At 50.9% G+C, this 12,268-nt stretch carries 13 protein-coding genes; 9 read left to right on the top strand and 4 right to left on the bottom strand.

The features are described 5' to 3' along the window. Positions 1-105: 105 nt before the first annotated feature. Positions 106-555, bottom strand: coding sequence for a copper resistance protein (locus tag L379_RS01485; protein WP_001023257.1), 450 nt, complete (start codon positions 553-555; stop codon positions 106-108). A gap of 234 nt (positions 556-789) precedes the next feature. Here L379_RS01485 and pcoA point away from each other — a divergent pair, with 234 nt between their 5' ends. The 8 genes from pcoA to L379_RS01525 all read left to right on the top strand — a co-directional run bounded on the left by pcoA (position 790) and on the right by L379_RS01525 (position 9,095). Next, complete coding sequence (gene pcoA, locus L379_RS01490) at positions 790-2,607, top strand: multicopper oxidase PcoA (RefSeq protein WP_000925240.1); 1,818 nt, start codon at positions 790-792, stop codon at positions 2,605-2,607. A 5-nt stretch (positions 2,608-2,612) separates the two neighbouring features. Then, complete coding sequence (pcoB, locus tag L379_RS01495) at positions 2,613-3,503, top strand: copper resistance outer membrane transporter PcoB (RefSeq protein WP_001378118.1); 891 nt, start codon at positions 2,613-2,615, stop codon at positions 3,501-3,503. A 39-nt stretch (positions 3,504-3,542) separates the two neighbouring features. Then, complete coding sequence (pcoC, locus tag L379_RS01500; protein WP_000025662.1) at positions 3,543-3,923, top strand: copper resistance system metallochaperone PcoC; 381 nt, start codon at positions 3,543-3,545, stop codon at positions 3,921-3,923. 55 nt (positions 3,924-3,978) lie between these two features. Beyond that, positions 3,979-4,857 (top strand): copper resistance inner membrane protein PcoD, encoded by an 879-nt coding sequence (gene pcoD / locus L379_RS01505; RefSeq protein ID WP_229692861.1) that lies wholly within the window; start codon positions 3,979-3,981, stop codon positions 4,855-4,857. 54 nt (positions 4,858-4,911) lie between these two features. Continuing rightward, on the top strand, positions 4,912-5,592 hold the full coding sequence (gene pcoR / locus L379_RS01510; RefSeq protein WP_001188930.1) for a copper response regulator transcription factor PcoR: 681 nt from the start codon (positions 4,912-4,914) through the stop codon (positions 5,590-5,592). After that, positions 5,589-6,989, top strand: a complete 1,401-nt coding sequence (gene pcoS / locus L379_RS01515) for a copper resistance membrane spanning protein PcoS (protein ID WP_001211179.1) — start codon at positions 5,589-5,591, stop codon at positions 6,987-6,989. Before pcoR ends, pcoS begins: the two co-directional genes overlap by 4 nt. Before the next feature lie 217 nt (positions 6,990-7,206). Then, positions 7,207-7,641, top strand: coding sequence for a copper resistance system metallochaperone PcoE (gene pcoE, locus L379_RS01520; protein ID WP_000723069.1), 435 nt, complete (start codon positions 7,207-7,209; stop codon positions 7,639-7,641). A gap of 428 nt (positions 7,642-8,069) precedes the next feature. Next, positions 8,070-9,095 carry a TerC/Alx family metal homeostasis membrane protein gene (locus L379_RS01525; RefSeq protein WP_015571505.1) on the top strand — a complete coding sequence of 342 codons (1,026 nt, stop codon included), beginning with the start codon at positions 8,070-8,072 and terminating at the stop codon, positions 9,093-9,095. Positions 9,096-9,155: 60 nt separating this feature from the next. Here the strand turns inward: L379_RS01525 and L379_RS01530 are convergent, their stop codons facing one another. The 3 genes from L379_RS01530 to L379_RS01540 form a co-directional block, all read right to left on the bottom strand. Continuing rightward, positions 9,156-9,818 (bottom strand): HAD family hydrolase, encoded by a 663-nt coding sequence (locus L379_RS01530; protein ID WP_003861228.1) that lies wholly within the window; start codon positions 9,816-9,818, stop codon positions 9,156-9,158. 106 nt (positions 9,819-9,924) lie between these two features. Further along, positions 9,925-10,719 carry an SDR family NAD(P)-dependent oxidoreductase gene (locus L379_RS01535; RefSeq protein WP_017693821.1) on the bottom strand — a complete coding sequence of 265 codons (795 nt, stop codon included), beginning with the start codon at positions 10,717-10,719 and terminating at the stop codon, positions 9,925-9,927. 32 nt (positions 10,720-10,751) lie between these two features. Then, positions 10,752-11,633, bottom strand: a complete 882-nt coding sequence (locus L379_RS01540) for a LysR family transcriptional regulator (protein ID WP_032649778.1) — start codon at positions 11,631-11,633, stop codon at positions 10,752-10,754. A 99-nt stretch (positions 11,634-11,732) separates the two neighbouring features. Here L379_RS01540 and L379_RS01545 point away from each other — a divergent pair, with 99 nt between their 5' ends. Next, a complete protein-coding gene (locus tag L379_RS01545; protein ID WP_017384099.1) occupies positions 11,733-12,239 on the top strand; it encodes a phenolic acid decarboxylase in 507 nt (168 codons plus the stop codon). Positions 12,240-12,268: the final 29 nt, after the last annotated feature.

Raw genomic sequence — 12,268 nt, 5'->3', positions numbered from 1 at the left:
ACTGAAACAGGTTACGGCAGAGCAATATGGGGCTCATGTCCTGCTACGTAACCCGTCAGTAAAGCCCTGCTGCGCACCTGACGCTAAGCACTAACCCGCCTGCAGTTACCTGGTCGAATACAGCCCGCGAAGCTTTCTTGCCTGCGTCTGATGTGCTTCCGCACCGGCATTATTGACCTGCTCATGCACGAGAGCGGCTTTTTCTCCGGCATTCAGTTCGTTAAAAGAAGAAGACGAGGTCTTTGAATTTGCATCACTGCCGGACAGCATTTTTTTATGTTCCTCAATCATTTTCTGATGCGCATAGGACGCGCTGTTGTTCATAAATGAATGAGCAACAATGGCCCTTTCATGTTCATTCATTTCAGAGAATGAGGGCGTGTTGTTTTTATTAACCCTGTCCGGTAAGTTTTCATGCGTCGAGGAATTCACATGACTGACGGCTGAGGCATTATTAACAAATCGATGTGCTTCATGGGCAATATCACTGGACTGAGCAAAAGCTGCCCCACAAAATAAAGCTGTAAACGCAGTGGTCGTGATTAATATATTCATGTGTAATTACCTTCTGAGGTACATAAAAGATGTCCTTATGATCATATATAAAAATAATCAACCTGTGGGGAAGATGACGTAAATGTAATACAGCTATGTACATTACACGATTGTAATGAATTTGTTTCTTAAGGTGTGCTAGATTCATTTCATTGTAAGTGGATGAACCAGTAATTTAATTTAAATCGGTTCTCGAATTCTGTCAGTAACCATACTTTAAATAAGGGAATGCGCATGCTGTTGAAAACGTCTCGACGAACTTTCCTGAAGGGGTTAACCCTCTCTGGCGTAGCCGGAAGTCTTGGCGTATGGAGTTTCAATGCGCGTTCCAGTCTGAGCCTGCCAGTTGCCGCATCCCTGCAGGGTACTCAGTTTGACCTGACCATTGGTGAAACGGCCGTCAATATCACGGGCAGTGAGCGTCAGGCCAAAACAATCAATGGAGGCCTGCCGGGGCCCGTTCTTCGCTGGAAAGAAGGTGACACCATTACCCTGAAGGTCAAAAACCGTCTTAATGAACAGACGTCCATTCACTGGCACGGCATTATTCTTCCGGCCAATATGGATGGTGTTCCGGGGCTGAGTTTTATGGGCATAGAGCCTGATGATACCTACGTTTACACCTTTAAGGTTAAGCAGAACGGGACTTACTGGTACCACAGCCATTCCGGTCTGCAGGAACAGGAGGGGGTATACGGTGCCATTATCATCGATGCCGGGGAGCCAGAACCGTTTACTTACGATCGTGAGCATGTGGTCATGTTGTCTGACTGGACCGATGAAAATCCTCACAGCCTGCTGAAAAAATTAAAAAAACAGTCGGATTACTACAATTTCAATAAACCAACCGTTGGCTCTTTTTTCCGCGACGTGAATACCAGGGGGCTGTCAGCCACCATTGCCGATCGGAAAATGTGGGCTGAAATGAAAATGAATCCGACTGACCTCGCGGATGTCAGTGGCTACACCTACACCTATCTCATGAACGGGCAGGCCCCGCTGAAAAACTGGACCGGACTGTTCCGTCCCGGTGAAAAGATACGCTTACGGTTTATCAACGGCTCGGCAATGACCTATTTCGATATCCGTATCCCCGGGCTGAAAATGACGGTCGTGGCTGCAGATGGCCAGTATGTAAACCCGGTTACCGTTGACGAATTCAGGATTGCCGTTGCCGAAACCTATGATGTCATTGTGGAGCCTCAGGGTGAGGCCTATACCATCTTCGCACAATCCATGGACAGGACCGGTTACGCTCGAGGGACACTGGCCACGAGAGAGGGGTTAAGTGCTGCCGTTCCCCCCCTCGATCCCCGTCCTCTGTTGACCATGGAAGATATGGGTATGGGGGGAATGGGACATGATATGGCAGGAATGGACCACAGCCAGATGGGAGGCATGGATAACAGCGGAGAGATGATGTCTATGGACGGTGCTGACCTTCCGGATAGCGGGACATCCTCCGCGCCCATGGATCACAGCAGCATGGCCGGTATGGATCATTCCCGGATGGCCGGAATGCCGGGTATGCAAAGTCATCCTGCGTCAGAAACGGATAACCCACTGGTTGATATGCAGGCGATGAGCGTCTCTCCGAAATTAAATGATCCGGGTATTGGTCTTCGAAATAACGGAAGAAAGGTTCTCACGTACGCGGATTTGAAAAGCCGCTTTGAGGATCCTGACGGACGTGAACCTGGCCGTACCATAGAACTGCATTTAACCGGCCACATGGAAAAGTTTGCCTGGTCATTTAACGGAATCAAGTTTTCAGATGCCGCACCGGTGCTGCTGAAATACGGTGAGCGGCTCAGGATCACGCTGATCAACGATACCATGATGACTCACCCCATTCACCTGCATGGTATGTGGAGCGATCTGGAAGATGAAAACGGTAATTTCATGGTTCGTAAACACACAATAGATGTTCCCCCTGGTACAAAACGCAGTTACAGAGTGACAGCAGATGCGCTTGGCCGCTGGGCGTATCACTGCCATTTGCTCTATCACATGGAAATGGGAATGTTTCGTGAAGTCCGGGTGGAGGAATGATGCGAATGAAGAGAAATTTGAAGGCCATACCTGTTCTGGTCGCCGGTTTGTTTACCTCACAGCTTTCTATTGCGGCGGGCTCCGTCTCTGCAGATCCCCACGCCGGGCACGACATGTCTGCCATGCAGATGCCAGCAGATGAGAATTTCACTGAGATGACGTCAATGGAGCCCATTGTAACTGAGAGCAGAACGCCAATTCCGCCTGTTACCGATGCCGACCGGAAGGCTGCATTCGGCAATTTACAGGGGCATGCGATTCACGACAGTGCGATTAATTATCTGGTTCTGCTGGATCAACTGGAATGGCAACGGTCGGATAACACCAACAATTTCAGCTGGAGTGTTAACAGCTGGATTGGAGGCGACACAGATCGGATTTGGCTAAAGAGTGAAGGTGAACGAAGCAATGGGGAAACGGAGGCGGCTGAAGCGCAGTTACTCTGGGGACATGCGGTTGGCCCATGGTGGGATTTGGTTGCGGGTGTCAGGCAGGATTTCAGACCTGCTTCTGCCCGGACCTGGGCTGCTGTCGGTTTTCAGGGGCTGGCACTCTATAATTTTGAGTCTGAAATTACGGGTTTTGTCAGTAATGGCGGAAAAGCAGCCCTTCGTCTGGGAGGAGAATACGACGTTTTACTGACTAACCGGCTCATACTCCAGCCATCCTATGAGGTGAATTTCTACAGTCAGGATGATGAATCGCGGGGTCGCGGCAGGGGACTGACTGACACAGAGCTGGGGCTCCGGCTGCGCTATGAAATACGCCGTGAGTTTGCACCCTATATAGGCGTTTCCTGGAATCAACTTTACGGGAAAACATCCGATATGGCGAAAAGAGAAGGTGAGAAAGACCATCAGGTAGTATTCCTGGCGGGAGCCAGAATCTGGTTTTAACGCACTGATATAAAACACTCAACTAAACAGGTAAATAAAATGTCGATTTTAAATAAAGCCATTCTTACAGGTGGCCTCGTTATGGGCGTTGCTTTCTCTGCTATGGCCCATCCGGAATTAAAAAGCTCTGTGCCACAGGCTGATTCAGCCGTAGCGGCCCCGGAAAAGATTCAGCTTAATTTCTCGGAAAATCTGACCGTGAAATTCTCAGGTGCAAAATTAACGATGACGGGTATGAAAGGCATGTCATCACATTCTCCGATGCCGGTCGCGGCAAAAGTGGCGCCAGGCGCTGACCCTAAATCGATGGTCATTATTCCGCGAGAGCCTTTACCCGCTGGCACTTATCGTGTTGACTGGCGCGCGGTTTCTTCAGATACGCACCCTATTACCGGTAATTACACCTTTACAGTGAAGTAATATTATGAACGACCTGATTATGATTGTTATTCGTTTTCTTCTTTATCTGGATTTGATGGTAATATTTGGATTGCCATTTTTTCAGATATATGGAATAAGCGGTGTCAGACATGAAACCTATAACCTGACTAATTTCAGGTCGTTTATAACTTTTGCTGTTGTTACAGGCATCATTCTTACTGGCATTAATATGCTCCTGGTATCTAATGCCATGAGTGGAGTAACTGACCTCAGAGAATTATCCATCCATGTTATCGAGATGGTGATAGAAGAAACTGATGTGGGTATTAGCTGGATTGTCAGGCTCTGTGCCCTGTTTACCACACTCGGTGCTTTGTTCCTTTACACTAATAAGAGAGTATTGTCCTGCCTGCTGATGACGATGAGTGGGGGCGTGGCGCTGGCTACACTTGCCTGGGGAGGACACGCCGTTATGCATGACGGTCTGCATTACTATCTCCATTTACTGAGCGATCTGACCCATCTCGGCGCTGCAGGTGCCTGGACAGGTGCTCTGGTTGCATTTGCTATCCTGCTGATGCGCAGAAACGAGCATAATGCACAGAGCGTCATTGTGATATCTGACTCCCTGGCAAAATTTGCCACGGCAGGAACGGTGATTGTTGTAGCCCTGATCCTGAGTGCGCTGGTCAACTATCTGTATATTGCTGAGGGTAACTTAACTCCCTTATTCAACAGTTCCTGGGGGAGGATATTGCTTGCCAAGACGGCTCTGTTTGTTCTGATGCTTCTTCTGGCTGCAGCAAACCGGTTTCACCTGGGTCCCCGGCTTGAAGTTATGGTCAGGGAAGGGAATTATGATCGCAGCGTTGCCCTGATGCGAAACAGCATCCTGACAGAATTCGTTGTTGCGATTATCATTCTGGGCGCCGTAGCGTGGCTCGGAATGCTTGCTCCGTCTCAGGTCAGCTAGGGGACAGCCAAAGCTCATGCGTGAGATTTTTACTTTCATATCAGCGAGTTGACCATGCAGCGTATTTTAATCGTTGAAGACGAACAAAAAACAGGTCGTTACCTGCAGCAGGGACTGGTTGAGGAAGGCTATCAGGCCGATCTCTTTAATAATGGCCGCGATGGTCTCGGGGCCGCGTCGAAGGGACAGTATGATTTGATAATACTGGACGTGATGCTGCCTTTCCTCGACGGGTGGCAAATCATCAGCGCACTGAGGGAGTCCGGGCACGAAGAACCGGTCCTGTTTTTAACCGCAAAGGACAACGTGCGGGACAAAGTGAAAGGACTGGAGCTTGGCGCAGATGACTACCTGATTAAGCCCTTTGATTTTACGGAGCTGGTTGCACGTGTAAGAACCCTACTGCGCCGGGCACGCTCGCAGGCCGCAACAGTCTGCACCATCGCCGATATGACCGTTGATATGGTGCGCCGGACCGTGATCCGTTCGGGGAAGAAGATCCATCTCACCGGTAAAGAATACGTTCTGCTTGAGTTGCTGCTGCAACGCACCGGAGAAGTGTTACCCAGGAGTCTTATCTCGTCCCTGGTCTGGAACATGAATTTTGACAGTGATACGAATGTGATTGATGTCGCCGTGAGACGTCTGAGAAGTAAAATTGATGATGACTTTGAGCCAAAACTGATCCATACCGTTCGCGGTGCCGGATATGTCCTGGAGATCAGAGAAGAGTGAGGTTCAAAATTTCCCTGACCACACGCCTGAGCCTGATTTTTTCTGCGGTGATGCTTACGGTATGGTGGTTATCAAGTTTTATCCTGATTAGCACCCTTAATGGCTATTTCGATAATCAGGACCGCGATTTTCTGACAGGTAAACTTCAGCTCACCGAAGAGTTTCTTAAAACAGAGACGTTCAGGAACAAAACGGATATTAAGTCATTATCAGAAAAAATAAACGATGCGATGGTGGGGCACAATGGCTTATTCATTTCTATAAAAAACATGGAAAATGAAAAAATTGTTGAACTCTATGCCAAAAATTCTGTTGTTCCAGCGATCCTGCTTAATAAGTCGGGTGATATTCTCGACTATATGATCCAGACGGAAGAAAATAACACCGTGTACCGCAGTATCTCGCGGCGGGTTGCCGTGACGCCGGAACAGGGTAAAAGCAAACATGTCATCATTACGGTTGCCACGGATACTGGGTATCACACCCTGTTTATGGACAAACTCAGTACCTGGCTGTTCTGGTTCAATATCGGTCTGGTCTTTATTTCTGTTTTTCTGGGCTGGCTGACCACACGTATTGGTCTGAAACCGCTACGGGAAATGACCAGTCTGGCTTCCTCCATGACCGTACACAGCCTGGATCAGCGTCTAAATCCCGATCTGGCTCCGCCGGAAATCTCTGAGACCATGCAGGAGTTCAATAATATGTTTGATCGCCTGGAGGGGGCATTCCGGAAACTGTCAGATTTCTCGTCTGACATCGCGCATGAGCTGCGCACACCAGTCAGTAATCTGATGATGCAGACGCAGTTTGCACTGGCTAAGGAAAGGGATGTTTCGCATTACCGCGAAATTTTATTCGCTAACCTGGAAGAACTGAAAAGGTTGTCACGAATGACCAGTGACATGCTTTTTCTGGCACGTTCAGAGCATGGTCTGCTGCGGCTGGATAAACATGATGTGGATCTGGCAGCCGAACTGAATGAATTACGTGAGTTGTTCGAGCCCCTGGCAGACGAAACAGGAAAGACAATCACGGTTGAAGGAGAGGGCGTTGTTGCCGGAGACAGCGATATGCTCCGACGTGCTTTCAGTAACCTGCTTTCCAATGCAATCAAGTATTCTCCCGATAACACCTGTACAGCGATACACCTTGAGCGTGACAGTGACTGTGTGAACGTGATGATTACGAATACGATGTCCGGCCAGGTTCCCGCTAATCTGGAACGTTTGTTTGACCGGTTCTATCGCGCAGACTCATCAAGGTTCTACAACACGGAAGGCGCGGGGCTGGGATTATCAATTACAAGGTCGATCATTCATGCTCACGGCGGCGAGCTGTCAGCAGAACAGCAGGGGCGTGAAATTGTGTTCAAAGTGCGCCTGTTAATGGATTAATCCCGTTGTTCAGGAGAAACCTGGAAGGTGACAAAATTGTCATCATTCAGTCACGCGATAAACAGAGGCGGTTTTTTATAATTATTCATAAATCAGGAGCAGCGTGATAACACAATCACCTGGTTCCTGGAGTGATGATTAACCCGCCCTGAGATCAACTGCTTTCTCTGTTATAAGCCATTGATTGTTTGGGTATGTAAACACCGGAGACCCAACCATGAAAAAGATTCTCGTATCATTTGTTGCCATTATGGCTGCCGCTTCATCTGCCATGGCTGCAGAGACAATGAACATGCATGACCAGGTAAATAATGCACAGGCACCTGCCCACCAGATGCAGTCATCTGCTGAAAAAAGTGCAATTCAGGGAGACAGCATGACAATGATGGATATGAGCAGTCACGATCAGGCCGCAATGTCCCATGACATGATGCAAAACAGCAATTCTGCTGCCCACCAGGACATGGCTGAAATGCATAAAAAAATGATGAAAGCTAAACCCGGAGCTACCAACGAAACAGCAAAGTCATTTTCTGAAATGAGCGAGCATGAGAAGGCCGCAGCTGTACATGAGAAGGCGAATAATGGTCAGTCTTCCGTTGTTCACCAGCAGCAGGCTGATAAGCATCGCAGTCAGATCACCCAGAATTAACCCGCAGCTCCACTTGTTAGACCCTCATTTGACGCCGAAGTCACTGGCTTACGCTCCCGTCCGGGAGCGTTTTTTTTCCCATATATCAAACTTTAACTCTGAAGAGGTGGAAGTATCTGACCAACACTGTCACGTAACGCCAGATAACTACAAAAACACCTTTTTCCTCCTGTAAATTGCAGTTCCTGCAAGAACATCAAGGCATAATGTTGGAACAGCGTGTGATACACACTTAGCATCATGTTTTGTATGTGTTTTTTTAAAACTTTACAACTTTAAAGTCTTTTTCAGGTTAAAGGATACAACTTTAATGTCTCTACACAGCTGAAAAGAACGGTTAATATTTATTTTTTTAGCGTGCTGCGTCCTTATCGGGTCCACGCTTTTTATTGTGTGCATGGTGTTTTGTTTTCTTAAAAGGGTTGTCTATGTCTGCTGCTCATCTCGGTTTCCCGACGGAAACCGTTGTTGTCTTCGTGGTGATGGCCGTTGGGGCGATGTTTATCGACCTCTTCATGCACCGTCACGATAAACCGATCTCGCTGAAAAGCGCGGTCATGTGGTCCATCTTCTGGGTCATGATGGCGATGGCCTTCGCCGGATTCTTATACGTGCACCACGGCGCGGAGATGGCCAGTCTGTTCCTGACCGGCTATGCGCTGGAAGAGGTGCTCTCCGTCGACAACCTGTTTGTGATGATGGCGATCTTCGCCTGGTTCGGCGTGCCGGATAGATATCGTCACCGCGTGCTCTACTGGGGCGTGCTCGGGGCGATTGTGTTCCGTGGTATTTTTGTTGCCATTGGCACCAGCCTGCTGAGCCTGGGACCGTATGTTGAGGTCATTTTTGCGCTGGTCGTCGGCTGGACGGCGGTGATGATGCTGAAACGCAATGAAGAGAGCGATGAAGTAGAAGATTATTCCAACCATCTGGCGTACCGCCTGGTGAAACGCTTCTACCCGGTGTGGCCAAAAATCAGCAGCCATGCGTTTATCCTGACCCAGAAAGAGGTGGATGCCGAACTGGAGAAACCTGAAAACAAGGATGTGATGGTAGGCCGCGTGAAGAAGGCGAAGCGCTACGCGACGCCGCTGCTGCTCTGCGTCGCGGTGGTGGAGCTGTCCGACGTGATGTTCGCCTTCGATTCCGTACCCGCAATCATTGCCGTCAGCCGTGAGCCGCTGATTATCTACAGCGCAATGATGTTCGCGATCCTCGGCCTGCGTACCCTCTACTTCGTGCTGGAAGCGCTGAAGCAGTATCTGGTGCATCTGGAGAAAGCGGTGGTGTTACTGCTGTTCTTCGTGGCGTTCAAGCTGGGGCTGAATGCGACCGACCACTTCTGGCATCACGGTTATAACATCGGCGCCACGGCAAGCCTGTTTGTGGTGCTGGGGGTACTGGCGCTGGGGATTATTGCGAGCGTGATGTTCCCGGGAAAACGTGAGGCCTGATGTACCGCTTTTCTCCCTCTCCCTGTGGGAGAGGGCCGGGGTGAGGGCACCGGGCCGCACCTAACCCTTAATTGGTGAATTTCGGCGCTTGCTCGGATGATGAAAATGCCGCCAGTGCGGATCCTGCGCCGCCGCCAGCAACTCGTGGTCGCCACGCGTGTCGCCCCAGGCGCGCAGGTGATACGCGTTCAAATCCCCATACACCTTCTCCAGCCTCGCCACCTTCTGGGCACAACGGCAGTTGTGGCCGGTGATCCGCCCGGTCAGCTTGCCGTCTTTCACTTCCAGCTGCGTGCCAATCAGCTTAATGCCGAGCTTATCGGCCCACGGCTGCAATACCAGCGCCGGGGAAGCAGAGCAAATCGTCACTTCCGCACCGGAATTGACCTCGTTGGCGACGGCCAGCACACCTTCCGGGCGCATCAGCTTGTTCCAGTATTTTTCACAGAAGGCTTCCGCCTGCTGACGTAACCAGTGCTCATCCACCCCCGTCAGGAAGGTTTTGATCAACACCTCTTTCAGCTCATCTCGCGTCAGCTTGCGGCGCACACAGTGCAGCGTAGGCAGGGCCATGCGCACCAGTCGGCCAGCAAAGTAGCGCTTGCCAAAGGCAAAGCGCAGGAACGGGATAAAACTGTCGTGGTGCGTCAACGTACCATCAAAGTCAAAGACAGAGAGCACGCTGGACTTCGCCACGGCTTCGTCGGCAATCATATTGGTCATAAATACGTCTTAGCTGAAATACACATTCTGTTCACTAGTTTACCTGCTTTACCTTCACAGTCCTTATATCAGGTCGCATTTTTTCCTGAACCTGTGGCCTGACGGGTCAAACAATGTCATCCACCACGCCGCCGTCAACGCGCAGCGCCGCGCCGGAAGTCGCGGAGGCCTGCATGGAACAGACATATATCACCATATTTGCCACTTCTTCCACCGTGGCGGCGCGCTGGATCACCGAGCTGGGGCGATTTGCCATCACGAACTCTTTCGCCAGCTGTTCCAGCGATTTACCGGTTCTTTCGATCTCGTCTTTCATCATCGCGGCAAAACCGTCCGACATTGTCGGGCCCGGCAGCACGCTGTTCACCGTCACGCCACTGCCTGCCACGAACTTCGCCAGACCGCGCGCCAGCGAGAGCTGGGCGGTTTTTGTCACGCCATAGTGGATCATATCCGCAGGAATATTGCAGGCCGATTCTGACGAGATAAACACCACGCGACCCCAGCCCTTTTGTACCATGCCGGGCAACAGGGCACGAGAGAGGCGCACCCCGGACATCACGTTGGTCTGCCAGTAGCGTTCCCAGGTCTCGTCGTCGGTGGAATAAAAATCCTGCTGGCCATAGATCCCGGCGTTATTCACCAGAATATCGACGTGCGAGGCGACCCTGAGCAGTTCGTCAACGCCCTCCTGCGAGCTTAGATCGGCTATGGCGGCACGGACCTGTACGCCCGGCACCACCTGCTGTAGCGCCTGAATGCCTTTGTTCACCGAGTCGACGCTGCGCCCGTTCACGATCACTTCCGCACCGCTCTCCGCCAGCCCGCGGGCGATGGCAAACCCAATACCGCCGGTGGACGCGGTCACCAGCGCTACTTTCCCCGTTAAATCAATTTTCATCATTCGCTCCTTGTCATCTTATGGTTCAAAACTTAAAGCGTAGCAGTTGACGATGACGGCTCCTGTTTAAAAAGGCGCAACAGCGTCTCAACCTGCTCGTCCAGCGGGCTGAGGGAGCGTTTGACGATGAGGTGCAGCGGCGTGGCGCGACGTACGCCGTGGCTGAGCGGCAGCGTTTTAAGGATGCCCTGCTGGAGCGGGGTCTGAATGCGTTCTTCCGGTAACCAGCCGTATCCAACCTGATACATCACCGCTTCGATCGCGGCATCGATGGTGGAGAAGGTCCACGACTCCCCGGTAGGGTGAGCGGTGGGCTGGCTGTCTGCGATCTGAATGCGCGGCCACGGTCGTAGCATCTCGTCGTTAAGCGGTGTATCCAGCGCAAACAGCGGGTGAGCGTGATGCGCGACGGCAACAAAATCGATATTCATCAGCCATTCGCCCAGGCCGGTAATGTCCTGGCGGCGGGTTAAGACCATCACGTCGGCTTCATCATTGAGCGCATCCGCGCGGCTGTTTTCCAGCACCTCGGTAAGCCGCACCTGCGTTTGCGGGTACAGCTGCTGAAACTGGCGCAAAATCGCGAACAGCCGGCTGCGCGGAAAAATACTGTCTACCATCAGGTCGATACGGGTTCGCATCCCGCTGCGCAGGGTCGCAGCGCGCGTTTCAACATAGGCGAAGGCTTTCAGCAGCGGTTTAACCTGATTCAGCAACAGCTCACCCGCCGGTGTCAGCACGGCACGCCGTCCCTCTGTCATCAGGAGCGCCACGCCCAGCCGCTCCTGCAACAGCGACAGGTTATAGCTGACCGAGGACTGGCTGCGGTGGGTCTCTTCCGCCGCCTTAGCGAAGCTGCCAGCCTCGATGACTCTCTCCAGCAAGGCCCACTGTTCGAGCGTCGTCTTGTGCATAATTAATCTAAATTTTGGATGAATTTGATTCAAACATAGCGTTTTTTATTCATTTTTTGAAGGGGTACGATCGTCTCATCAAAACAAAGGAGACATCGTATGAGCACCTTCGATAAACATGATTTAAGCGGCTTCGTCGGCAAACATCTTGTATATACCTACGATAATGGCTGGAATTACGAAATTTACGTTAAAAACGAAAACACCCTGGACTACCGTATTCACAGCGGTCTGGTGGGCAACCGTTGGGTGAAAGATCAGCAGGCCTACATTGTTCGCGTTGGGGAGAGCATCTATAAAATTTCCTGGACGGAGCCAACCGGTACCGACGTGAGCCTGATCGTGAACCTGGGAGACAGCCTGTTCCACGGCACCATCTTCTTCCCGCGCTGGGTCATGAATAATCCGGAAAAAACCGTCTGCTTCCAGAACGATCACATTCCACTGATGAATAGCTACCGTGATGCCGGGCCAGCGTATCCAACCGAAGTGATTGATGAATTTGCCACCATCACCTTCGTGCGCGACTGCGGTGCGAATGACGACAGCGTTATTGCGTGCGCGGCCAGCGAGTTGCCAAAAAACTTTCCTGATAATTTAAAATAAGCGCGACAATTAACTAAAAAGAAAAGTTC

The sequence above is a fragment of the Enterobacter sp. MGH 33 genome (genome assembly GCF_000534535.1).
Taxonomy (GTDB): Bacteria; Pseudomonadota; Gammaproteobacteria; order Enterobacterales; family Enterobacteriaceae; genus Enterobacter; species Enterobacter hormaechei_C.
This window is presented reverse-complemented; position numbering and strand designations above follow the sequence as displayed.